The sequence below is a fragment of the Flavisphingomonas formosensis genome, assembly GCF_009755815.1.
GTDB lineage: Bacteria > Pseudomonadota > Alphaproteobacteria > Sphingomonadales > Sphingomonadaceae > Flavisphingomonas > Flavisphingomonas formosensis.
This window is the reverse complement of record NZ_WRPK01000007.1, coordinates 97,991-122,085: the sequence shown is the minus strand read 5'-3', so window position 1 is coordinate 122,085 and position 24,095 is coordinate 97,991. Positions and strand designations below refer to the sequence as shown.

At 66.6% G+C, this 24,095-nt stretch carries 20 protein-coding genes; 15 read left to right on the top strand and 5 right to left on the bottom strand.

Annotation, left to right across the window (positions count from 1 at the left end; all coding sequences use genetic code 11):
* Positions 1 to 247 precede the first annotated feature (247 nt).
* From GQY20_RS19290 to eutC, 8 genes are all read left to right on the top strand, one after another.
* Positions 248 to 1,273 (top strand): hypothetical protein, encoded by a 1,026-nt coding sequence (locus GQY20_RS19290; protein ID WP_157218774.1) that lies wholly within the window; start codon positions 248 to 250, stop codon positions 1,271 to 1,273.
* Positions 1,274 to 1,349: 76 nt separating this feature from the next.
* The gene (locus GQY20_RS19285; protein WP_157218773.1) at positions 1,350 to 2,150 is read left to right on the top strand and encodes a hypothetical protein; all 801 of its coding nucleotides are present in this window, start codon (positions 1,350 to 1,352) and stop codon (positions 2,148 to 2,150) included.
* A 43-nt stretch (positions 2,151 to 2,193) separates the two neighbouring features.
* Entirely contained in the window at positions 2,194 to 2,877 is a 684-nt protein-coding gene (gene trmB, locus GQY20_RS19280; RefSeq protein WP_157219006.1) for a tRNA (guanosine(46)-N7)-methyltransferase TrmB, read from the top strand.
* 68 nt (positions 2,878 to 2,945) lie between these two features.
* Positions 2,946 to 3,404, top strand: a complete 459-nt coding sequence (locus GQY20_RS19275) for a DUF4126 domain-containing protein (protein WP_157218772.1) — start codon at positions 2,946 to 2,948, stop codon at positions 3,402 to 3,404.
* On the top strand, positions 3,404 to 4,783 hold the full coding sequence (locus tag GQY20_RS19270; RefSeq protein WP_157218771.1) for an FAD-containing oxidoreductase: 1,380 nt from the start codon (positions 3,404 to 3,406) through the stop codon (positions 4,781 to 4,783). Before GQY20_RS19275 ends, GQY20_RS19270 begins: the two co-directional genes overlap by 1 nt.
* 48 nt (positions 4,784 to 4,831) lie before the next feature.
* Positions 4,832 to 5,353 (top strand): CcdC protein domain-containing protein, encoded by a 522-nt coding sequence (locus tag GQY20_RS19265; RefSeq protein WP_157218770.1) that lies wholly within the window; start codon positions 4,832 to 4,834, stop codon positions 5,351 to 5,353.
* A 50-nt stretch (positions 5,354 to 5,403) separates the two neighbouring features.
* Positions 5,404 to 6,804, top strand: a complete 1,401-nt coding sequence (locus GQY20_RS19260) for an ethanolamine ammonia-lyase subunit EutB (protein ID WP_157218769.1) — start codon at positions 5,404 to 5,406, stop codon at positions 6,802 to 6,804.
* The gene (eutC, locus tag GQY20_RS19255) at positions 6,797 to 7,540 is read left to right on the top strand and encodes an ethanolamine ammonia-lyase subunit EutC (protein ID WP_157218768.1); all 744 of its coding nucleotides are present in this window, start codon (positions 6,797 to 6,799) and stop codon (positions 7,538 to 7,540) included. The genes GQY20_RS19260 and eutC overlap by 8 nt, the downstream gene beginning before the upstream one ends.
* Positions 7,541 to 7,554: 14 nt before the next feature.
* Here the strand turns inward: eutC and GQY20_RS19250 are convergent, their stop codons facing one another.
* Both GQY20_RS19250 and GQY20_RS19245 read right to left on the bottom strand, forming a co-directional pair.
* The gene (locus tag GQY20_RS19250; RefSeq protein ID WP_198351066.1) at positions 7,555 to 8,007 is read right to left on the bottom strand and encodes an Lrp/AsnC family transcriptional regulator; all 453 of its coding nucleotides are present in this window, start codon (positions 8,005 to 8,007) and stop codon (positions 7,555 to 7,557) included.
* Positions 8,008 to 8,015: 8 nt separating this feature from the next.
* Positions 8,016 to 9,950, bottom strand: a complete 1,935-nt coding sequence (locus tag GQY20_RS19245; RefSeq protein WP_157218767.1) for an isoaspartyl peptidase/L-asparaginase — start codon at positions 9,948 to 9,950, stop codon at positions 8,016 to 8,018.
* Between the two features lie 130 nt (positions 9,951 to 10,080).
* Here GQY20_RS19245 and GQY20_RS19240 point away from each other — a divergent pair, with 130 nt between their 5' ends.
* Positions 10,081 to 12,915 carry a TonB-dependent receptor domain-containing protein gene (locus GQY20_RS19240; protein ID WP_157218766.1) on the top strand — a complete coding sequence of 945 codons (2,835 nt, stop codon included), beginning with the start codon at positions 10,081 to 10,083 and terminating at the stop codon, positions 12,913 to 12,915.
* Here GQY20_RS19240 and GQY20_RS19235 read toward each other — a convergent pair.
* The gene (locus GQY20_RS19235) at positions 12,895 to 13,566 is read right to left on the bottom strand and encodes a TetR/AcrR family transcriptional regulator (protein ID WP_157218765.1); all 672 of its coding nucleotides are present in this window, start codon (positions 13,564 to 13,566) and stop codon (positions 12,895 to 12,897) included. The genes GQY20_RS19240 and GQY20_RS19235 overlap by 21 nt on opposite strands.
* 69 nt (positions 13,567 to 13,635) lie before the next feature.
* Between GQY20_RS19235 and GQY20_RS19230 the strand changes: the two genes are divergently transcribed.
* Entirely contained in the window at positions 13,636 to 15,378 is a 1,743-nt protein-coding gene (locus tag GQY20_RS19230) for an N-acyl-D-amino-acid deacylase family protein (protein WP_157218764.1), read from the top strand.
* 100 nt (positions 15,379 to 15,478) lie between these two features.
* The gene (locus tag GQY20_RS19225; protein WP_232476156.1) at positions 15,479 to 16,810 is read left to right on the top strand and encodes a mechanosensitive ion channel family protein; all 1,332 of its coding nucleotides are present in this window, start codon (positions 15,479 to 15,481) and stop codon (positions 16,808 to 16,810) included.
* Between the two features lie 45 nt (positions 16,811 to 16,855).
* Here GQY20_RS19225 and GQY20_RS19220 read toward each other — a convergent pair whose 3' ends face one another.
* The gene (locus GQY20_RS19220; RefSeq protein WP_157218762.1) at positions 16,856 to 17,305 is read right to left on the bottom strand and encodes a hypothetical protein; all 450 of its coding nucleotides are present in this window, start codon (positions 17,303 to 17,305) and stop codon (positions 16,856 to 16,858) included.
* A gap of 297 nt (positions 17,306 to 17,602) precedes the next feature.
* Here GQY20_RS19220 and GQY20_RS19215 point away from each other — a divergent pair, with 297 nt between their 5' ends.
* A complete protein-coding gene (locus tag GQY20_RS19215; protein ID WP_198351065.1) occupies positions 17,603 to 18,502 on the top strand; it encodes a hypothetical protein in 900 nt (299 codons plus the stop codon).
* A 47-nt stretch (positions 18,503 to 18,549) separates the two neighbouring features.
* Positions 18,550 to 20,724, top strand: a complete 2,175-nt coding sequence (locus GQY20_RS19210) for a primosomal protein N' (protein WP_157218760.1) — start codon at positions 18,550 to 18,552, stop codon at positions 20,722 to 20,724.
* Positions 20,725 to 20,736: 12 nt separating this feature from the next.
* Here the strand turns inward: GQY20_RS19210 and ada are convergent, their stop codons facing one another.
* Positions 20,737 to 21,783 (bottom strand): bifunctional DNA-binding transcriptional regulator/O6-methylguanine-DNA methyltransferase Ada, encoded by a 1,047-nt coding sequence (ada, locus tag GQY20_RS19205; RefSeq protein ID WP_198351064.1) that lies wholly within the window; start codon positions 21,781 to 21,783, stop codon positions 20,737 to 20,739.
* A 175-nt stretch (positions 21,784 to 21,958) separates the two neighbouring features.
* Between ada and GQY20_RS19200 the strand changes: the two genes are divergently transcribed.
* Together GQY20_RS19200 and atpA are read left to right on the top strand one after the other, a co-directional pair.
* On the top strand, positions 21,959 to 22,513 hold the full coding sequence (locus GQY20_RS19200; protein WP_157218759.1) for a F0F1 ATP synthase subunit delta: 555 nt from the start codon (positions 21,959 to 21,961) through the stop codon (positions 22,511 to 22,513).
* Positions 22,514 to 22,515: 2 nt separating this feature from the next.
* Positions 22,516 to 24,045, top strand: coding sequence for a F0F1 ATP synthase subunit alpha (gene atpA / locus GQY20_RS19195; protein ID WP_157218758.1), 1,530 nt, complete (start codon positions 22,516 to 22,518; stop codon positions 24,043 to 24,045).
* The last annotated feature ends 50 nt before the right edge of the window (positions 24,046 to 24,095 follow it).

Below are 24,095 nucleotides of genomic sequence, written 5' to 3'. Positions count from 1 at the left end.
AAACGGCGGCCCCGTCGCTTTCTGGCCTGCATGAGCCGCCGAGCCCCAAATCACTCACATCACGCGGCCCCGGAGATGCTGATCATCGGGGATTGAATTCGCTCAGTCGCCGCGGGGGGCTCATAGCCGGGCTCGATGAGCCAGTCCCATCGAGGCCGGCTATATTGCCGCCATCCCGGTGCATTTCGTCCATTGCGCGCCGTGTACCTTCGGTCCAGCTTAGCAGCGGGGCGAAGGGGGAAGATCGATGCGCGGGATGCTGCTTGCCGCTTGTCTGGTGATGGGCCTTTGCACAGGCGCGCCGGCCGGTGCGAGCCGCACGCTCGACGCACCGGATGGCAAGAACTGGACGCACGGCGCGACGCACCTCGCCCTGCCGCCCGCCATCGGCACGCTGAAGCGAAGCGGGATCGTCGACAGCGGCACGGCCGAGCTCGACATCATGGCGCAATATGCCACGCCGGATTCGGCGACGATCCTGACCGCTTATCTCTTCCGTCCCGCACTGGCGAGCGCCGCAATCTGGTTCGACCGATCCCAGGCGATGATCGAGGCGCGAGACATTTACCAGGGCGTCACGGCGGTGACGTCGGCTCCGATCGCCTTCGCCCGCCCGGGCAGCGGCACCAAGGATGTGCTGCGCCGCACCTATGTGCCGAGGGGCGGCGCCTATCGTAGCACCGCGCTCGCGATGATACCGGTCGGCAACTGGCTGTTCGCGCTGCGCATCAGTTCGACGGCGATGGACGACGCCGCCATGGATGCCCTGCTCGACACCGCGATCGCCGGCGTCGCCTTTCCGGCCAACACACCGGCCGGTCCCGCGGCGGCTGCGGTGGCCGGATGCGCCGAGCCACTGTATTTTTCGAAGGCATCCGCGGTGAAGCCGGACATGTCGCTCGTGCTGCTCGCCGCGACGCAGGAAACGATGCGGGGGGGCGGCGATGGCGCGGCGGATGCCGGCGCCTGGTGCCGGGAGGCGAGCGACACCGTTGCCTATGGCATTTATCGCCACCCTGGGGAAAAAGACCGCTACGTCATAGCTCTCGGCGATGCGGGAATCGTCGCGTCGGTCTCGCCCGAAGTCCCACTGCTCATGCGGAAACCGGGCGTGTTCGTGACCCTTCGCGAATTGGATGGCAGCAGGATCTACCCGGCTTTCGATCATCTGCCCTCGCCGGATCAAGCGATCGACCTTGTAATGCACGGGGCCCCGCTGGCATCGGTCAGGGACAAGGCGATCAGTCTCGATTCGAGCCTGATGAGCAAATGACGATGCTTCGGGCCGCCATCGGCCTGATCGGGGGCCAGTTAGCGCGCGCGCTGGTCCAGGCGGCGCCGATCGTCGCATGGGGAGCCGCGCCCGCGGCAGCCATTCCCTCCGCTTCGGTGGCTGCGGTGCAGCTGGCCCCGGAGAGGCGAGCGCTATCGAACAGGCCAGCCGCCGCGGCGCGCTGATCTATGCCTATGATCAAGCCGCCTGGCATGGCGCGGACGACATGCGCACGAAGATCGACGATCCGGCGAGCGTGCTGGGCGGCTGGATCGTCGACGGACCGGCCGAGGCACCGGAGCTGATCTTCTTCGACAAGGACGAAGATGATCCGAAAGCGGTCTATGTGGCCCGGTTCCGCGACGATCAACTGGTATCGAGCCAATTGCTCGGATCGAAGGACGATCGCACGCTGAACGACCTGCGCAAGCGGATGATCAAGGCGCTGGCGACCGCGAAATCCGCTTTCGCCGCCAGCGGCAAGCCGCTCTGTTCCGATCAGCCGTTCAACAGCGTGGTCGTGCCGCCGGAAAAGCCGGGCGGACCGATCCTCGTCTATCTTTTGACGCCGCAGACCACGTTCCAGAGCGTCCCTTTCGGCGGCCACCACCTCATCGCCGTCACGAGCGACGGCAAGGCCGGCCCGATAAGAGACTTTACCAAGACCTGCCTCGACATGCCGTTGCGTGACGGCAATGGCGGGAAGCCGGCCGCATTGGCCATCACCCATTTGCTGGATCCGACGCCGACGGAGATCCACGTCTTCACGTCGCTGACCACCCGCATGCCCATCTTCGTGTCGACGACCCAAAATGACAAACTCTGGTCGGTCGAGGGCACGCGGATTCGCCTGGTGGATCGCAAGCCAGCCCGATAAGCCGGGCTTGCGCTCGCCGATGCGGCTGCCCATAGGCACCGCGGTGAACGATCCGACCACCATCCGCCGCCTCTACGGACGCCGCCAGGGCCATAAATTGCGCGCCGGGCAGGAAGCGCTCGTCGAGGAGCTGCTGCCGACGCTCGCCGTGCCCGAGGACGGGCCGCTCGATGCGCTGCGCCTGTTCGGCGACGATCGCCCCATCCAGCTCGAAATCGGCTTCGGCTCGGGCGAGCATCTCGCTGGCCAGGCCGGGGCGCGGCCGGATCATGGCTTCATCGGCTGCGAGCCGTTCCTCAACGGCGTGGTCGGCGCGCTCGGCCATATCCGCGACGACGGGCTGGCCAATGTGCGGCTGCACATGGGCGATGCGCTGCAGGTGCTCGACCGTCTGCCCGACGCCTCGCTGGAACGCATCTACCTCTTGCATCCCGATCCCTGGCCGAAGGCGCGCCATGCCAAGCGCCGGATGATGAATCACGGCCCGCTCGACCGCTTCGCGGCCAAGCTCAGGCCCGGCGGGGAATTCCGCCTCGGCACCGATCATCCCGTCTACTGCCGCTGGGCGATGATGGTGATGAACCAGCGCACCGATTTCACCTGGCTGGCTGAGCGGCCGGCCGACTTCCTGAACCGTCCCGAAGACTGGCCGCAGACGCGCTACGAGGCCAAGGCGCGGCGCGAGGGCCGGGAGGTCTGGTACTTCCGCTATCTTCGTACCGGCTGAGCGGAATCACTTCCGCACGGTGGCGAAATAAGCCATCGTCGGCCCAGTCTCGACATGGGAGCGCGACGATGGATACCCTGCTCGCCTTCTTGATCGGTCTGGTCGCGGGCTCGCGGGCGATCATGGCGCCCGCGGCGATCAGCTGGGCCGCCGCGACGGGCCGCATCGACCTCGCCGGAACCTGGCTCGCCTTTCTCGGCTATCGCTGGACTCCCTGGATCCTGACGCTCGGCGCGCTGGGCGAGCTGGTGACGGATCAGCTTCCCACGACGCCCAGCCGCAAGGTGCCTGTCCAGTTCTCCGCGCGGATCCTCACCGGGGCGCTGAGCGGTGCGGCGATCGGCATCGGCGCCGGATCGGCCGCCATCGGCCTGATCGCCGGGGCCGTCGGCGCGATCGTGGGCACGCTCCTGTTCTCCTCGCTGCGGGCAAAGCTCGCCGCCCGGTCCGGCACGGATCGTCCGGCCGCGCTGATCGAGGATGCGGCCGCGATCGCCGGCGCCGCGCTGATCGTATTTGCGCTGTGATGCCCGAGCGCTTCGACGCGATCGTGATCGGCGCGGGTCAGGCGGGCCCACCACTGGCCGGGCGGCTGACGCAGGCGGGCATGACGGTTGCGCTGGTCGAACGCCATCTGGTGGGCGGCACCTGCGTCAACACCGGCTGCATGCCCACCAAGACGCTCGTCGCCAGCGCCCGCGCCGCCCATGTCGCACGGCACGGCGCCGATTGGGGCGTCACCCTGCCCGGCCCGATCGCCATCGACATGGACCGCGTGAAGGAGCGCGCCGAGACGGTGACGCGCAACGCCCGCAGCGGCGTCGAGGGCTGGCTCGGCGGGATGAAAGGTCTCAGCCTCGTGCGCGGCCATGCCCGCTTCGAGAGCGCGCGCACGGTGCGGGTGGACGATCGACTGCTCGAGGCCGAGCGCATCTTCATCAATGTCGGCGGGCGCGCGACGATCCCCGACATGCCCGGCGTGCACGACGTACCGGTGCTGACCAACACGACGATGCTCGCCCTCGCCGAGTTGCCCCGCCATCTCGTGGTGGTCGGCGGCAGCTATATCGGGCTCGAATTCGCCCAGATGTACCGCCGGTTCGGCGCCGAGGTGACGATCGTCGAGAAAGGGTCGCGGCTGATCGGGCGCGAGGACGCGGAGATCTCCGATGCGATCCGGGCGATGCTGGAGCGAGAAGGCGTCGCGCTGCGACTGAATGCCGAATGCATCCGTTTCGCGCGCCATGGCGGCGGCATAGCAGTAGGGGTCAACTGTACCGAGGGCGAGCCCGAGCTGGTGGGCAGCCATGTGCTGCTTGCCGTCGGCCGTACGCCGAATACCGGCGATCTCGGCCTCGATGCGGCGGGTGTGGAAACCGATGCGAAAGGCTATATCCGGGTCGACGACCATCTTCGCACCAGCGCGCCCGGCATCTGGGCGCTCGGCGACTGCAACGGCCGCGGCGCCTTCACCCATACCTCCTATAATGATTTCGAGATCGTGGCGGCCAATCTGCTGGACGGCGAGGATCGCAAGCTCTCGGACCGGATCACCGCCTATGCGCTCTACGTCGATCCGCCGCTGGGCCGCTGCGGGATGGGCGAGGAGGAAGCGAAAAAGGCCGGACATCGCATCCTCGTCGGCCGGCGGCCGATGAAGCGCGTGGGCCGCGCCACCGAAATGGGAGAGACCCAGGGTTTCATGAAGATCGTCGTCGATGCCGAGAGCCGGCAGATACTCGGCGGCGCGGTGCTCGGCGTTTCCGGCGACGAGGCGATCCACAGCATCCTCGACATGATGGCATGCAAGGCGCCGGTGGACAGGCTTGCCCGCACCATGCACATCCACCCGACGATCAGCGAACTGATCCCGACGATAGCCGGCGAGCTGCAGCCGCTCGAATGATCGCAGCGCAATTGCCCCAGGCGGCATCGGAACGATAAGCAGCATTCCATGCACCAGCCATCCTCTCCCCTTCTCCAATATCTGCTGCCCGCCGTGATCGTCGTCGTCGTGCTGGGGCTGCGCATGATGCGGATGCGCCGCGCACGCCGCCTTCGGCTGGAGACGCTGTGGATCGTGCCGGCGGTCTATGCCGGGATCGGCGCGATGATGCTCGCCACCCAGCCGCCGCAGGGCGCCATTGCCTGGGCGCTGATCGCCGCGGGCTTTGCCGCTGGCGCCGCGATCGGCTGGCAGCGCGGCCGATCGATCCACATCAGCGTCGATCCCGAAACCCACCAGCTCGACCAGCGCGCCTCCCCCTTCACAATGATCCTGCTGGTCGCTCTGATCCTGTTCCGCGCGGGCCTGCGCAGCGTGGCGACGGCCGAAGCCGCCGCGTGGCACCTCAGCGCCGCGCTGATCGCCGATGTGTTCGTGGCCATGGTGGTCGGCCTGCTCGCGCTGACCCGGCTGGAAATGTACCTGCGCAGCAAGCGCCTGCTGGACGAAGCGCGCCGGATGCGGGGCTAGTCTGCATTAAGCCCATCCCTTTGGAGGAGGGGTTCCAACACGGAGGGAGCATGCCCGCCTACCAGGTCGATCTCGCCGGCACGCGCTTCGCCTTCGCTTCGCTGCGCGCGCTGCTCGCCGCGGCGACGCCGCTGCGTTCGGGCGACGCGCTGGCCGGGATCGCGGCTGAGAGCGCCGAACAGCGGGTGGCGGCGCGTTATGCGCTGGCCGATCTGCCGCTTGCGACGTTTCTTGAGGATTTCGTCATCCCCTATGAGGCGGACGAGATCAGCCGCCTGATCGTCGACGGGCATGACGCCCCCGCCTTCGCCGCCGTGGCGCATCTCACCGTTGGCGGCTTTCGCGAATGGCTGCTCGACCCGGCGACCGACGGTGCCGCGATCGCCGCCGCATCGCCCGGCATCACACCCGAGATGGCGGCGGCCGTTTCCAAGCTGATGCGCAACCAGGACCTGATCGCCGCGGCGCGCAAGATCCGCATCGTCACCGCCTTCCGCTCCACCATCGGCCTTCCCGGCCGCCTCTCCGTCCGTCTGCAGCCCAATCATCCCACCGACGATCCGGCCGGCATCGCGGCCTCCACGCTGGACGGGCTGCTGCTGGGATCGGGCGACGCCGTGATCGGCATCAACCCGGCGAGCGACGAGATCGCCACCGCCGCCACGCTGCTCACCCTCCTCGACGAGCTACGCCAGGCCTATGAGATACCGACGCAGAGCTGCGTGCTCGGCCATGTCACCGGCACGATCGAGCTGATCCGCCGTGGCGCGCCCGTCGATCTCTGCTTCCAGTCGATTGCGGGCACGGAGGCGGCCAATCGCGGCTTCGGCATCGATCTCGCGCTGCTTGGCGAGGCGCATGCCGCGACGCAGGCGCTCGGCCGCGGCACAGTGGGCAGCGACGTCATGTATTTCGAGACGGGCCAGGGATCGGCGCTCTCCGCCGACGCGCATCATGGCGTCGACCAGCAGACGCTCGAATGCCGCGCCTATGCCGTCGCCCGCGCTTTCCGTCCGCTGCTCGTCAACTCCGTCGTCGGCTTCATCGGCCCGGAATATCTCTATGACGGCAAGCAGATCCTGCGCGCCGCGCTGGAGGACCATTTCTGCGGCAAGCTGCTCGGCCTGCCGATGGGGCTCGACATCTGCTATACCAACCACGCCGAGGCCGATCAGGACGATATGGACGGGATCCTGACCCTGCTCGGCGTCGCGGGCGTCAACTTCGTGATGGGCGTGCCGGGGGCGGACGACATCATGCTCAACTATCAATCGACCAGCTTCCACGACGCCCTCTATCTGCGCGAGACTTTGGGCCTGCGCCCGGCGCCGGAGTTCGAGGCGTGGATGCAGCGCATGGGCCTCGGCGACGAGCGCGGACGGCTGCTCGAAAGCGCTCCCGCCGCGCTGCCCTGGCGGCATATCCCCGCGCTGGCGCATCTCGATGGCTGAGGAGACGCCCATCCCGCTCGATCGCCTGCGCGGCCTCACCCAGGCGCGGATCGCGCTCGGCCGCGTCGGACAGGCGCTGCCCACCGGGGCGATGCTCGATTTCCAGCTCGCCCATGCCCGCGCACGCGATGCGGTAAGCGCCGAGCTGCGCACGGATGGCTTCGCCGAGGCGATCGGCCGAGAGGTGATCCAGGTGGCAAGTCAGGCGGGCGATCCCGTGACCTATTTGCGGCGTCCCGACCTGGGCCGGCGGCTCGATCCCGCCGATGCTGGCCGGTTGCCGCGCACAGGCGCCGATGCTGCGCTGATCGTCGGCGATGGCCTGTCGGCTACGGCCGTGCATCATCATGCCGCCTCGCTGCTGCTCGCCCTGTTCGAGCGGCTGGAGGGATGGTCGCTCGCGCCGGTAGTGCTCGCCCGCCACGCCCGCGTCGCGTTGGGCGATGAGATCGGCGCGGCGCTCGGCGCGCGGATGGCGCTGGTGCTGATCGGGGAGCGGCCGGGGCTCAGCGCGCCGGATTCTCTCGGCGCCTATCTCACCTGGGCGCCCCGCCGCGGCCGGCTGGACAGCGAGCGCAACTGCCTCTCGAACATTCGCCCGCCCCATGGTCTCGGCTATGCCGCCGCCGCGGACCGGATCGTCGCGCTGATGCGCGAGGCGCAGCGGCTGGAGCTGACGGGGGTCAAGCTGAATTCGGATGCCCTGACAGGGCCAGAACCTCCGCCCACACGGTGAGCTGAGGTCTCGATTTAGCGCTGAAGCTTGGTGGCGAGGATGATGGAGGAAGTCGTCTTCTCCACCCCGTCGAGCATGCCGATGCGATCTATCAGCGCATTGAGGCCGCCGACGTCCTCCGCCTCGATCATCGCTATCATGTCATATTCGCCGCTGATGGCGTGCAGGGCGGTCAGCTGCGGCATGGTCATAAGCTGCTCGCCGGTCGCCTCGCTGAGCTTGGGGAGCGCCTTGATCATCACATGAGCGCGGATCATCCTTCGCTCATGCTCGACGCCGACGCGCACCGTATAGCCCTCGACGATGCCTTCCTGTTCCAACCGGCCGATGCGGGCATAAACGGTCGCGCGGGAGACGCCGAGCGCGCTGGCGAGATCGGAAATCGGCCGGCGCGCATCCTGCCGGAGAAGCGCAAGCAGCTGGGCGTCCAGATCGTCGAGATGTTTACGCTCTGCGCTTCGTCCCACTTGGCCTCCTACGGCAACGTCCACTGCTCGTCGGCGTAGATAGCCGTGCGCGGTTCCATGTGCGACGATGCGGTGCCACGATACATGCCTTCGCTGTTCATTGCGAAGGCGATATGTCCATCGCCGTCCATCGCGATCAATCCTCCATCGCCGCCAATGTCACCAATTGCTTCGATCGTGTCGCTCGCAGCTTGCTGCACGCTTTCCCGTTTCAATGCAATGCGATCGCAAATCTGTCTTCCTGCCGACTGCCGGATAAAATATTCGCCGGTTCCCGTGGCCGATACTGCACAATCGTTGTCGATTGCATAGGTGCCCGCGCCGATGATCGGCGAATCGCCGATGCGTCCCCAGCGCTTGCCGGTGAGCCCACCCGTCGAGGTCGCCGCCGCGACATGGCCGCGCACGTCACGCGCCACGGCGCCGACCGTCCCGAAACGATGAGTAGGGTTCAGTGCGGCATGATTGTCCCGCTTCCACTCCAGATAATCCTGCCAGCGCTGGTCGGTACGGAAATAGGAGGGATCGACCTGCTCCAGCCCCTGCTCGGCGGAAAATTCATCCGCACCGGGTCCGGATAGCAGCACATGGCGGCTATGCTCCATCACCGCGCGGGCGAGGCTGATCGGATTCTTGGTGCGGGTGGCACCGGCGACGGCGCCGGCTCTGGTCGTGGCCCCATCCATGATCGCGGCGTCGAGCTGGTTCTTGCCGGTCGCATCGAACACGGCGCCCTTACCGGCGTTGAACAGCGGATTATCCTCCAGCACGCGCACCGCGGCTTCCACTGCATCAAGGCTGCTGCCCCCCTGCCGCAACACGGCCGATCCGGCCGCCAGAGCATCGGAAAGGCCTTTGCGATAGGCAGCCTCCTGTTCGGGCTTCAGGCTGCCGCGTGGAATCACGCCGGCGCCGCCATGGATGGCGAGCGACCAGCCTGAACCCGGCAGGAGCGGTGCACCCGTCAGCCTTCCGGCCTTGACCGAAGCCGTGCCGGTGAAGGCAGGATCGGTGACGGCCAGCGTCCGCAGATCGATCGTGCTCGCGCCGCCGATACCGGTAATCCGCACCTGTTGCCAGTCGAGCGGCTTGCCCAGCTGCGCCGTGCCGGGCAAGCCGATCGGCTGGATGAGCCAGGCATGCCCGTCGTCGGGCGAGAAGAAGCGCCCCCTGCCCTGCGCATCGACGCAGAGCGCGCCCTTTTCGTCGACGCCGAGCCCGACGGCGCGCGCGTCGCCGTTCGTACGCGCCTGGGCGACGAAGGCGATCAGCCGGCCAAGCCGATCCCGCGCGTTGAAATGCGTGTCGGTCACCACATGGGAGAGATGCGGCATGTGCAGGAAATCGCGCACCAGGGTGACGCCCGGCCCCATCGGATCAGCCAGCGCCACCATCGAATCGATGCTGCCGCCATCCATCGCGCCGTAAGCCGTGCCGCCGAGCACGGCGAGGCCGGCGCTCGTCCCACCGATCGGCCTGCCACGGGCGACATGCGCGTCGAGCGCCTTTGCGAGAGGCGTGCCCTTCCAGAAACGGACATATTTGGATTGATCGCCGCCGCCCAGGAAGATGCCGTCGGCATGGGCAACAATCGCCAGCACGCGCGGATCGCTGGCCGCCTTGCGATCGTCGAACACGATCGTCTGCACCGAGGCCAGGCTGCCGGCATCCTCGAAAAATTCCTTGCCCGCCTCGCCCATGCCGGACGCCTTGAGCACGACGACATGGCCATGGCCGGCCTTCGCGGCGAACCAGTCGAGCGCGCGCTTGTCCCAGTCGCCGCCGCCCATCAGCAGCAGCGCGGCTTCGGTCCGGCCGGGCGTATGCGCGGCGACGTCGCCGACCTCGTAATAAGCATAACCGCCGGGCGTGGCAGCATGAGCGGCCGCGGGCGCCAATAGAGCAGCCAGAGCCAGGAACGCAGCGCGCCACGGCTTCACCATTCGATTCCCCTTTGCCGTGCCACGGAAGACACAATCCGCGGCCTTTTCTGTTCAGGATGAAAATTTCTTCTTTCAAATCGTCGATAGTCTTGGCCAATATGTCAACGGGGACATCACAGGGGATTTGAACATGCTCGACATCCGTCGTGCGGCCACGCTGCTGGCTGCTACGAGCAGCCTTGCAGCCATCGCATCCGCCGCATCCGGCCAGAGCGCGACACCCGTCGCGCCGGTCATCACCGGCGATGTCGAAGCGCCGGCCGGCGGCGACATCGTCGTGCTCGGATCGCGCATTCCACGCGTGACGGTGGAAGGGCCGGCGCCGGTCACCGTCATCTCGTCCGACGACATACTGAAGAACGGCTATCAGAGCGTGCCGGATCTGCTGCGTGCGATCACCCAGAATGGCGGCGAGACACAGAGCCAGCAGAGCGCCTCCGGCGCCTCCTTCACCCCCGGCGCGCAGCAGGTGGATCTGCGCGGTCTCGGCCCCAATCATACGCTGGTGCTGGTGAACGGGCGCCGTATCGCGGACTTCCCCCTGCCCTTCAAGGGCCAGAGCAACTTCACCGATATCTCCAACATCCCGGTCGGCCTGATCGAGCGGGTCGAGGTGCTGAGCGGCAGCGCATCGGCGATCTACGGATCGGACGCGATCTCGGGCGTCGTCAATTTCCAGCTCAAGCAGAAGGCCGATGGCACGCGCATCGACCTGCGCCTCGGCGACACCCAGCATGGCGGTGGCGCGTCACAACGCCTCAGCCTGACCAGCGGCTGGGATACCGGCGCCTTCCATGGCGTGGTCGGCATCGAGCTGCTGCGCCAGAAGCCGCTGTGGGAATATCAGCGCAAGCGGCAGGATTCGACCGCGGACAATCCCACCACCGAGCAGCCGCTGGCGCGGCGCACCTTCCTGCGCACAGATCAATATACCGACTATATCGACCCCGGCGCGGCAACATGCGCCAAGCTCGCCAATCTCAACGGCGGCACGACCTATTATGCGAGCCGGCCGGGTTATGACGTGAATGGCAATGACGGCTATTTCTGCGGCAGCAACGAATCCGTAGGCTACGGCACGATGATCTCCAGCCGCAAGTCGCTGAACAGCTATGCCTCATTGGGCTATACGCTGAGCGACCATGCCGAGCTCTTCGCAGATCTCCAGTTCAGCTACAGCAAGCTCAAGCTCTTTCGCGACGTGCTCGACTGGTATTACGAAACCCCCGACGGCAACGAGGAAGGCACTTTCTACAATAAGCGCCAGCTTCCTGAAAACACCTACGACGGCTCGCTGCTCGACAATTGGTATCGCCAGTTCACACCCGAGGAGATGGGCGGCCTCGGCGCCGGAATGACGCGCAACCGATCGATCACCTTCAACATCACGCCCGGGATCAAGGGTCGGTTCGGCCGCGATGACAAATGGAGCTACGAAGTCTCCTACAATCACGCCGAATATCGCTCGCGCGTGGCCTTCCCCGAAGTGGTGATCGACAAGGCAAATGCCTTTTTCCTCGGCCCGCAGCTCGGCGTGGATCCGGACAGCGGCTATCCGATCTTCGATGCGGATCCGGCGCGGCTCTATACGCCTCTGACCCCGGCGGAATATCGTTCGATCACCCAGGACGCGATCTATCGCCCCAAATCGCGCACCGACAATTTCTCGGCCACGCTGAACACGACCGAGCTGTTCCACCTGCCGGCCGGCCCGGTCGGCTTCGCGGCGATCGGCGAGATCGGCAGCCAGGGCTATAATCTGCGGCCCGATCCGCTCGCTCTCGGCCATTATTATGTCGGTCTCACCGACTCGACCGGCAAGGGCAGCCGGCGGCACTGGGGCCTCGGCTACGAATTCCGCGTGCCGGTGTTCAGCTTCCTGCAGATCGAGACGGCCGGCCGCTACGATCATTATCGCGCCGCCGGCAACGGCTTCGGCAAATTCACCTATAATGCCGGCGCCGAACTGCGGCCGACGCGAAACCTGTTGTTCCGTGCCGCCTATGGCACCGGTTTCCGCGCTCCGGATCTTCACTATGTCTTTTCGGGACCGGGCGACACGCATCCGAGCGGCACGGATTATTATCTCTGCCGCACGCTGCAGCCCGACGTCGCCATCGGCGATTGCGACTATTCGGACGAAGGCATCGTCTCACACCGTACCGGCAATCGGGCGCTGAAGCCGGAAACTTCCAAATCGCTCAATGCCGGGGTGGTCTGGCAGCCCACGCGACGCTTCGACGTCTCGGTGGACTATTTCCGTGTCGCGCTGCGCAACGAAGTGCTCGACATGCAGGTCGACAGCGTCCTGCGCGACGAGGCGGACTGCCTGCTCGGCCAGACCGCGGCAGGAACGCCGGTCGATCCCAATTCGCCGACCTGCCTCGATGCGATCGCGCGCGTGCAGCGCTATGGCTCCGGCGCGCTGCAAGGGCGGCTCCAGGGCGTCTATATAAACCCGATCAACGTCGCGAAGGAGACCACCGACGGCATCGACATCGCCGCCCATATGCGCTTTCCGACGCGCAGCATCGGCGAATTCAGCCTCTCGGTCGGCTACACCTATGTGTTCAACCACACGACCCGCCAATATCCGGGCGATCCGACGATCAGCAAGCTCGCCTATGACAGCGACTATGATATTCCGCGCGACAAGGGTACGGCCAGCCTGAGCTGGAGCCTCGACAAGCTGAGCGCGACGATCCAGGGCCAGCGCCTGGGCCGCCTGCCCAACTATGACGAGGATCGCCACCTGAAGGCGACCTATCTGTTCAACCTCTCCGCCCAATATGACGTGACCGATCATGCCAGGATTTCGTTCACGGTCGACAATCTGTTCGATCAGGGTCCGCAACGGGATAGCAGCTATGCCTCCTACCCTTATTACGACATTTCCTGGTTCGACGGGGTCGGACGCAGCTTTTACCTGCAGCTCACTTACAAGCTAGGCGGGGCCAAGCTCTGAGGCGTAGTTGAGAGGCGCCGTGCCGGGTGCCAGTCCGGGCAGGATCAGATCGGCGATCGCGCCGCCGGCGCAGCGGATCTGATCCGTGGAAAAGCAACGCTGCTGAAAGGCGGACCGCATCGCCTCCGCGAAGACGAGATCCACGCTGGCCGATGCGATCGCCATCGTATCCGCGCCGCGCATCTCGCCGCGCGCCACGACCACATCCAGGAAGTTTGCCAGAGGCCGGATCATCCGTTCCAGCGTCATCTGCTGCAGCAGCAGCGCCAGCTGCGGGAAGCGGTGTCCTTCCCGCATTACCAGCCGGCAGACGAGTTGTGCCCGCGGGCTCAGCGCATAGCGCAGATAGTCGCGAACGCGCCGGGTAAACCCTTCCGCCAGCGGATCGCGATCGTCATGCCGCGGCATCGCCGCATCGACGTCATCGGAAAGGCGGGCGATCACCGCGGCGAACATCGCCTCCTTGTTGGCATAGCGCTGATAGACAGCCTGCTTGCCGATGCCCGCCGCCAGCGCCACCGCCTCCATCGTCGCGCCGTCGAAGCCGCGCTCAACGAACAGCGCGGTAGCGGCCTCGAGCAGCTGCTCGCTCTTTCGCCGCGCATCGTCGAGTGTCGGCCGTCCGCCACGTCGCATCGCGACTCCGCTCATCCATCCTCTCGATTGACAACCATACGACCTCGAATGATTATATCTTTATAAAATAAATGGAGGATGCAGATGAACGGCATTCTGATCAAGGGCGGCACCGTTATCGACGGCACGGGCGCCCCTCGTTTCCAGGCCGACATTCGCGTGGAAGGCGGCGACATCGTGGAAGTCGGCCCCGGCCTCGCGCCGCGGTCGGGCGAGCGGCAGTTCGATGCGGCGGGATGCCTGGTGACGCCCGGCTTCATCGAAAGCCACACCCATTATGATGGGGTGATGTGGTGGCAGCCCGATCTCGATCCTCTGCCCGGCTATGGCGCAACGACGGTGGTGATCGGCAATTGCGGCTTCGGCACCGCCCCTGTCGCCGAGGATGCGACGGTGCGGGAGGAGATGGCGAAGATATTCTCCTTCTTCGAGGACATGCCGCTCCGCCCCTTCCTCGAAAAGCTGCCCTGGAGCTGGCGGAGCTGGCCGGAATATTGGGAGACGACTGCACGAACCGTGCACAATCCGCTCAACGTGGCGGCCTATGTCGGTCACATCCCCCTCCGTCTCGCGACGATGGGCATGGATGCCTGGGAAAGGGCGGCGAACGCCGAAGAGATCGCCGCGATGGCGCGGCTGCTCGACGAGGCCATGGCAGCCGGCGCGCTCGGCCTGTCCACCAATTTGGGCGATTACGACATCCAGTATCGGCCGGTGCCCAGCCTGAAAGCGGACGACGCCGAGTTCGACGCGCTGTTCGACGTGCTCGCGCACTACCCTCAGGCCACCGTCCAGATCGCGCTCGACGTGTTCATAACCAAGACCGCGCCTGACCAGGTCGATCGCTTCTCCCGCCTCGTCCGATCGCGCCCGATCCGGGTGCAGATGGCGGGCGGCGTGCCGCTCAGGAAGTTCCAGGAAGGTTTCCGCGACCGGATGGTGGCGCAGCATGCCGCGCATTCGGCCGCGGGCCGGGATTTCTGGGTGGGCTACGAGCATAGCGCACACACCTTCACCCTCGGCCTGTGGAAGACCCTGGTCTTCGGCCAATCGAACATCATGCCGTGGCAGGAGGTCGTCAATCTCGAGACGGAAGAGGAAAAGCGGGCATTGCTCGCCGATCCAATCTGGAGGGCGCGGGCGCGCGATGTGTGGAGCGCCTATCTCGAGAACGGCAATCCGCCACTCAAGGAGCCCGATACGCTGTTCCTCAACAATTCGGACAATGACCACGGGCCGGTCGGCATTTCGCTGCAGCGCTATGCCGACGAGAGCGGTCTGCACATTTCCGATGCACTTGCCGAATGGTTCCTCGCCAACGGCATCAACTCACTGATCGAAATTCCGCCGATGCCGCTGGACGAGACGCTGATGGTCACGCTGTTCCGCGATCCCCGCAGCGTCGGCAACATCACCGACTCGGGCGCGCACAGCCAGATGCTCTGCGGCGCAGGCGAGAATATGCATCTGCTCGCACATCTCGCGCGCGATCGCGGGCTCATCACCATCGAGGAAGCCGTGCATGTCATGACCGGCAAGCTGGCCGATCATTTCTTCCTGCAGGATCGGGGCGTGATCGCGCCCGGCAAACGCGCCGACATCGCAGTGTTCAGACTCGACGAAATCGAGAAACGCCCGCTGCGGAAGGCGCATGACGTCCCCAATGGCGAGGGCCGCTTCACCTGGCGCTGGACACGCGCACCCGCGCCGATGCGGCTCACCCTCTGCAACGGCGTGCCGACCTTCGACAATGGAGCCCAGACCGACGCGACGCCAGGCGAATATGTTCGCCCGTCGGCGCCCGCGCTCAAGGCCGCAGCCGAGTAGCAAGCGGCGGCGCGGCGCCGCATTACCGCGATGACGAGCCGGCGAGCGGCCGATCGGGAACCTTTTTCCCGTTTCGATGCTCATGCGCCGGAGGCAGGCCATGGATTGGCAAGGCAGTTTGCGCGCGCTGGGGCTCGAGGTTCCCGTCTCGCCCGATTTTTACGCCATCGTCGTCGCGGTGTTGATCGTGGCCGGCGCCTATGGGCTGGGAAGACTGATCGGCCTGCGTGCAGAAACCCGCGTCGCGGCAGCACTGCACCGCTGGACCGGACGGCGCGACGAAGGAGGGGCCGGCCTTGCCCGAGCGCTGATCCATTATGGAATCATGGCGCTGCTGCTGCTCGTTGCGGACAATGCGGCGTTGCTCAGCCCCTATGGGTTGATCATTGTCGCATTGGCGCTCGGCTGTGCGACCGCGCGGATCGTCCATGCGCTGGCGTCCACCTTCGCCCTCGGCCAGGCGGGATCGATGTTGCTTGCAGCGATCGCCCTGGTCGCGACCACGGCGGGCACGCTCGGCGGCATGGAGCCGCTGCTCGCCGCGCTCGACCGAATAGGGCTTACCGTCGGCACCCATCGCCTGACGCTGCTCGGCATCGTCAACTTCATCGTCGTCGCGTCCGTCCTGTATGTATCCGCGCGCGTGGCGAACCGGGTGCTGGTGCATTCGATCGAACGGATGCGCGGGCTGGACATCTCGCAACGTACCCTGGTGCAGAAGCTGGCCGGCATCACGGTGATGATCGTCGCCGTCCTGCTCGGCATCGATCTGCTCGGCATCGACCTCACTGCGCTGACCGTCTTTTCCGGCGCACTTGGCCTCGCTGTCGGCTTCGGCCTGCAGAAGACCTTCGGCAATCTGATTGCGGGCCTGATCCTGCTCATGGACAGATCGGTGAAGCCAGGCGACGTGATCGTCGTCGGCGATACGTTCGGCACGGTCGGCAAGATCGGGGTGCGCGCCGTCTCGGTGCTCACCCGCGACGGCAAGGAGCATCTCATCCCGAACGAGCAGCTGATGACCGAAGCCGTCGAAAACTGGTCCTATTCAAGCCGCAACGTGCGTATCCACATTCCCGTCGGCGTCGGCTACGGCAGCGACCTGCAGCTCGCCCAGCGCCTGATGATCGAGGCAGCGATCGCCGCCAAGCGCGTGCTGGACGAGCCCCGGCCGTCGGTCTGGCTGAAGGATTTCGGCGAAAACGCGGTGCAGCACGACATCATGGTGTGGATCGCCGATCCGGAACTCGGCACCGGCAATGTCCGGTCGGACGTTCTCAACCGCCTGTGGATCCTCTTCCGCGACAACGGGATCGAGCTTCCCTTCCCGCAGCGCGACATCCACGTCCGCAGCATCGCCGCCATGCCGGCGGCGAGCGACCATCCCTCCGGCAAAGCGGTTCCCGAGGACGGCCAGGCTGGGGACACATAGCCTGGCCGCCACCCGGGGCCGTGCCGCACAGGGTGGCCCGACGCGTTATTTCAGGACGGCTTCACGCACCAGCAGATCGCCCAGTATCGTGCGGATCGCGCCCCTGTCCGCCTGTTCCTGGTTGGCCTTCGACAACGAACCGAAAATCTGCTTCTGCAGGGCATATTCGTCGGCCACCGAATGATCGAAGGCGGCCATATTGGCGAATTGCGTGGCAAGGATGATGTCGGGCTCACCCTTGCGCGGATCGACGACCACCAGGACCTTGTAGTCGACGATACGCCCGGCCTTCTTGAGCGCCTCCTCCTGCGCGCGCCACTGCCCCGCCAGCCACTTCACATAATCGTCGAAATGCCCATCCTTGGTCTGGACCAGCCCGAAATCCCACACCGGCCCCTTATCATAGGACGGCGCGTCGTCGGCTGCCGCCCGAGCGGCGACCGCCGGAACAGCAGCAAGAGCCAGGGCCATGACGGCGGCGGATAGATGTCGCATCGATACTCTCCCCCAGGAACGAACGAACGCCTCACGCGCGATCGGGGAAGGTCCAGGCTCGTCGGCGGCACCGCCATCGCGAGCGATGCACGGTCGCCGCCGCGCCGGCCAACCCCGTTTCCGCAGGACGATCATTGGTAAGAGCCGCCCGTGCCGCAACTGAACAAATTTGACCGGACGGCACCGAAGCCGTTCTGCCGCCAGATGCGGCTAGACGATCCAGGCGGGCATGATACGCCGTGCAGACAGGGATCGTAGGCGCGAATCGAGCCCGGGCGGCAGCTTGTGGAGACTGCGGTGCAGATTGCGCGCGACGGTGCCTATATGCCCCATGGTCATGCTGATCTGGGGCAAGGGGAGGAATCCCTGCGGATGATCGCACATCCGCAATTCGCCGAGGCCGCACGCTCGCTCGCCACCAACATGCTGGCCTCTGCGGCAGGCGACGAGGCATTGGGCGGCGTGTTCAAGGATGCGGGCCGCTATGTCACGGCGCTTTGGGTCGGCTATCTCCACGCCACCGGAGGGATGACGCTGGCGCGACTCAAGGAATTGTGCGCAGCATCGGGCTATCTCAGCCCCGGACGCGCCCGCTCGCTGCTGCAGTTTCTGCAGCATGTCGGCTATGTGGCGGTGATCACGCCGCCTGGTGCGGGCGCCCGGCCTCGCTACGAGCCGACACCGCTCTATTTCGCAGCTTGGCGCAGCCACAGCGCAGCCGCATTGCGTGCCGCAGCGATAGTCGCTCCGGACGTGACGGGGCTGATCGATCGGATGGAGGAAGCCGGTGTGTTCGAAACCTTCCTGTGCGTGCACGCCGCACGGCTTCACGATCGGGCGCGGGTCAGCGACGCCATGTCCGCCTTCTTCCAGATCTTCCCCAATCGCTACGCAGGCTTGCTGATGGTGATGACCTTCGTCGAGACGGGCGGGCCGGACGACTTTCCCTCGGCGGGCGAGATTCCCGTCTCGCTCTCCGCCGCTGCCCGTCGCTTCGGCGTCTCGCAGATCCATATCCGACGCATGCTTACCGATGCGACGCGCGCCGGGCTGCTGCTCTACGACGCCAAGGGAACGGTGCGGCTGGAGGAAGAAGCGCGCACGGCCATTCGTTTCTTCTATGCGTCGCAGCTCGCCGAGCTCGTCGCCAGCGCGCAGCTGACGCTTGCCCGGCTCGCGGACGCGCGACCCGGCTGACGCCATGCATTCCCCTTGCCGCCCTCCTTCCCTAACTAGGGCGGGCCATGCCCAGCCACCGTGCCCGCGTTCTCCTGCTCAATGCCGCTCTCGGCCCGCTCGATTATCGGGTGGATCGGGAGCATGACGTCGTTCCCGGATCGATCGTCCTCGCCCCGCTCGGCCCACGCCAGATCGCCGGCGTCGTGTGGGAGGCGGATCGCATGCCCTCCGATGCCGAGGTGGGCGACAACCGGCTCCGACCGCTGGCCGGCGTCTATGACCTGCCCCCGATCGCCGCGCCGCTGCGTCGGCTGATCGAATGGACCGCCAGCTACTATCTGGCGCCGCCCGCCGCGGTGCTGCGCATGGCGCTTGCCTCGGCCAGCGCGCTCGACGGGGGACGCACCGTCACCGAATATCGCGCGACCGGCCATGTGCCCGATCGGATGACCGCGCAACGCACCCAGGCGCTGGAGCGGATCGGCGAGCGGCAGGGCCTGGTGCGCGAACTGGCGATGGCCGCCAACGTCTCCGACGCGGTGATCCGCGGGCTGGTGAAGGCCGGCGCGATCGAGGCGGTGACGGTCGCGGTCGACGATCCGTTTCCGATCCCCGATCCGGGCCATCATCAACCCGAACTTTCCAAGGCGCAGCATGAAGCGGCGGGTGCGCTGGTGGCGGCCGTCAAGGCCGAGGCGTTCCAGCCCTTCCTGCTCGACGGCGTCACCGGATCGGGCAAGACGGAGGTCTATTTCGAAGCGGTGGCCGAGGCGATCCGGCGAGGCCGGCAGACGCTCGTCCTCCTGCCCGAGATCGCACTGACCGAGCCCTTCCTGAAGCGGTTCGAGGCGCGTTTCGGCCATGTCCCGGTCGCCTGGCATTCGGATCTGCGCCAGTCGCAGCGCCGCCGCGCCTGGCGGGCGATCGCCAGCGGCGAGGCGATGGTGACGGTCGGCGCGCGTTCGGCCCTGTTCCTGCCCTATCGCAACCTCGGCCTGATCGTGGTCGACGAGGCACACGAGACCTCGTTCAAGCAGGAGGACGGCGTCACCTACCACGCCCGCGACGTCGCGGTGATGCGCGGCCATTTCGAAGGCTGTCCGGTGGTGCTCGCCTCGGCGACGCCTGCGATCGAGACGCGCCAGCAGGTCGCACTCGGCCGCTATGCCGAGCTGCGCCTGCCCGGCCGCTACGGCGCCGCCGAGCTGCCCGAGATCGTCACCGTCAACATGCTGGATACCCCGCCGCCGCGCGGGCGCTGGCTGTCGCCGCCGCTGGTCGAGATGATCGGCCAGACGATCGCGCGGCAGGAGCAGGCGCTGCTGTTCCTCAACCGGCGCGGCTATGCGCCGCTCACCCTCTGCCGTCACTGCGGACACCGCTTCCAATGTCCGAACTGCACAGCCTGGATGGTCGAGCATCGCCTGCTCGCCCGGCTGCAATGCCATCATTGCGGCCATATCATGCCGCCGCCGCGCGCCTGCCCGGAATGCCACGAAGAGGACGCGCTGGTCGCGTGCGGGCCCGGTGTCGAGCGCATCGCCGACGAGGTGGCGGCGCTGTTTCCCGATGCGCGCACCGCGATCGTCACCTCCGACACGCTCTGGTCGCCCGCCAAGGCGGCCGAGTTCGTGACGCGGATGGACGAAGGCGAGATCGACATCGTGATCGGCACGCAGCTCGTCACCAAGGGTTATCACTTCCCCAATCTCACCCTGGTCGGCGTGATCGATGCGGATCTCGGCCTGTCGGGCGGCGATCTGCGCGCGGCCGAACGCAGCTTCCAGCAGATCGCGCAGGTCGCCGGACGCGCCGGGCGCGGCGCCAAGCCCGGCCATGTGCTCGTCCAGACGCGCGAGCCCAGCGCGCCGGTGATCCAGGCGCTCGTCTCGGGCGATGCAGAAAGCTTCTATGCGGCCGAAACCGAATCGCGCCGTGCCGCCAACGCGCCGCCCTTCGGCCGCTATGCCGCGATCATCGTGTCGGCCGAGAAGCAGGACGAGGCCGAGGAGACGGCGAAGCGGATCGGGCGGACGGCGCCGCAGGTGGAAGGCATGGCGGTCTACGGCCCCGCCCCCGCCCCGCTCGCCATGCTGCGCGGACGGCACCGCTATCGCTTGCTCGTCCATGCCCGCCGCGCGCTCGACGTGCAGGACGTGATCCGCGACTGGCTGGGTGGAGTCGACTGGCCGCGCACCGTGCGCGTCGCGGTGGACGTCGATCCCTACAGCTTCGTGTGACTATTCTCGCCGTCAGCCATGCTCCCTGCGCAGCAGTTCGCGCTTGATCGGCAGCCCATAGGCATAGCCGCCCAGCGTGCCGTCGCCGCGCTGGGCGCGGTGGCAGGGAATCAGCACGGCGACCGGATTGGCGCCGCAGGCGGTTCCCGCCGCCCGCGCGGCGCCCGGCTTGCCGGCGCGGGCGGCGAGCGCCGCGTAGCTCAGGGTCTCGCCCGGAGGGATGCGGCTGAGCTCGCGCCAGACGGCCTCCTGGAACGCCGTGCCGCGCACGTCGAGCGGCAGGCCGTGGCCGCGACCGGGCTGCTCCACCGCCGCCACCGCGCTTTCGAGCAGGTCGCCGAGCGCGATGTCGTCGCGGTCGATCCGGGCGTTGGGAAACCGCTCCGACAGCGCCGAATCATCCTCCTCGAACGACAAGCGGCAGATACCGCGATCGGTCGCAGCCAGCAGTATCCGTCCCATGCTGGTCTGCGCCGTCGTCCAGCGAATCACCTCGCCCCGGCCGCCGTCCCGCCACGCGGAAGGCGTCATGCCGAGCCTTTTATCGGCCTCCGCATAGAATCGGCTGGGCACCGAATAGCCCGCTTCGTAGATCGCCTCGGTCACGCTCTGCCCTCCCGCGAGAGCGCCTTCCGCCCGCCGGGCACGAACGCCGCGGGCATAGGCGGCGGGCGTCACGCCGGTCGCACGCTTGAACAGGCGGTGGAAATGATGCGGGGCATAGCCGGCGGCGCCAGCCATCGCCTCCAGCGTGGGGAGCTCGTCCGACCTTTGGATGAGGGCGATCGCGCGGGCGACTCCGGCCTCGTCGCGAGCGATATCATCCGGCCGGCAACGCAGGCAGGGCCGCAGCCCGATCGCCCGCGCCCCGGCTCCATCCGCGAAAAACCGCACATTTTCGCGTTTTGGATGACGTGCCGCGCAGGACGGGCGGCAATAGATGCCAGTGGAAAGAACGCCGGTCACGAAGCGGCCGTCGCTGGCCCGATCGCGCGCAAGTACTGCACGCCAAGCCATATCCTCGTCGATCGAATCGGTTTGCGTGATACTTTGGGTCATATCCTCCATGTGGCGACGGCAATTTCATTCCGCATCCCGCGAATTGCTTCCAAAGCCAGCCGCCTTGCATCGCAGCACCTCCCCTGCTAACCGGCCCGCGACCCATCCGGGGACGCCTCCGGGCGGCCCCTTTTTCGTATGGGTCAGGGACAATCATCTGGGGGACGGTGCGCGCGTGGAGAATTCCGGCGGTATTCAGGCTAGCCTCTCGGGCCGTTATGCGACGGCGCTGTTCGAGCTCGCCCGCGACGAGAAGAAGCTGGACGCGGTTTCGGCCAGTCTGGCGACGCTGAAGACGGCTCTGGCCGAATCGGACGACTTCCGTCGCCTGACCACCAGCCCGCTGGTCAGCCGCGAGGAGGCAGCCAAGGCGATTGCGGCCACGGCGGGAGCCATGGCGCTCGATCCGCTGACCACCAATTTCCTCGGCGTGCTCGCCAGGAACCGGCGGCTCGGCCAGCTCGGCGCCGCGATTCGCGCTTTTTCGGCGTTGGCCGCCCGGCATCGCGGCGAAACCACGGCGGAGGTCACCTCCGCTCACCCGCTGTCTTCGGACCAGATCGACGCGTTGAAGGCCAAGCTCAAGAGCCAGCTCGCTCGTGACGTGGCGATCGACCTCACTGTCGATCCCGCTATTCTCGGCGGTCTCATCGTCAAGGTGGGTAGCCGCCAGGTCGACGGCTCGATCCGCACCAAACTCAATTCCCTCGCGCACGCGATGAAAGGCTGAACATGGATATCCGCGCCGCAGAAATCTCCAAGGTCATCAAGGACCAGATCGCCAGCTTCGGCACCGAAGCGCAGGTATCCGAGGTCGGCCAGGTGCTGTCCGTCGGTGACGGCATCGCCCGCATCCACGGCCTCGACAACGTCCAGGCCGGCGAGATGGTCGAATTCGCCAACGGCATCAAGGGTATGGCCCTCAACCTCGAGGCCGACAACGTCGGCGTCGTGATCTTCGGCGCCGACTCCGAGATCAAGGAAGGCGACACCGTCAAGCGCACCGGCACCATCGTGGACGTGCCGGTCGGCAAGGGACTGCTCGGCCGCGTGGTGGATGGCCTCGGCAATCCGATCGACGGCAAGGGGCCGATCGTTGCCGATCAGCGCAGCCGCGTCGAGGTGAAGGCGCCGGGCATCATCCCGAGGAAGTCGGTGCACGAGCCGGTGCAGACCGGCCTCAAGGCGCTCGATGCGCTCGTCCCCGTCGGCCGCGGTCAGCGCGAGTTGATCATCGGCGACCGCCAGACCGGCAAGACCGCCGTCGCGATCGACACCTTCATCAACCAGAAGGGCCCGAATGCCGGCGACGACGAGAGCAAGAAGCTCTACTGCATCTATGTCGCGGTCGGCCAGAAGCGCTCGACCGTCGCGCAGATCGTTCGTCAGCTCGAAGAGAATGGCGCGATGGAATATTCCATCGTCGTCGCGGCCACCGCCTCCGAGCCGGCGCCGCTCCAGTATCTCGCGCCCTATACCGGCGTCGCGATGGGCGAATATTTCCGCGACAACGGCATGCATGCCGTGATCGTGTATGACGATCTGTCCAAGCAGGCCGTCGCCTATCGCCAGATGTCGCTGCTGCTGCGTCGTCCGCCGGGCCGCGAAGCCTATCCGGGCGACGTCTTCTATCTCCACAGCCGCCTGCTCGAGCGCGCCGCGAAGATGAACGACGCCAATGGCAACGGCTCGCTCACCGCGCTGCCGATCATCGAGACGCAGGCCGGCGACGTGTCCGCCTACATCCCGACCAACGTGATCTCGATCACCGACGGCCAGATCTTCCTTGAGACCGACCTCTTCTACCAGGGCGTCCGGCCGGCCATCAACGTTGGCCTCTCGGTCAGCCGCGTCGGCTCCGCCGCGCAGACCAAGGCGATGAAGAAGGTCGCCGGCTCGATCAAGCTCGAGCTCGCCCAGTATCGCGAGATGGCGGCGTTCGCGCAGTTCGGCTCGGACCTCGACGCCTCGACGCAAAAGCTGCTCAACCGCGGCGCGCGCCTAACCGAGCTGCTCAAGCAGCCGCAGTTCAACCCGCTGCCCTTCGAGGAGCAGGTCGCGTCGATCTTCGCGGGCACCAACGGCTATCTCGACTCGATCCCGACGTCGGCGGTCACGCGCTTCGAGGCGAGCCTGCTCGCCCATCTGCGCAGCCACAATGCGGACGTGCTGACCGAGATCCGTGAGACCAAGGATCTTGGCGACGCCACCAAGACGAAGCTGAAGGACGCGATCGAAGCGTTCGCCAAGACTTTCGCCTGAACCGTGTCACCGTCGTCCCGGCGCGAGCCGGGATGACGATAAAGAGGAAA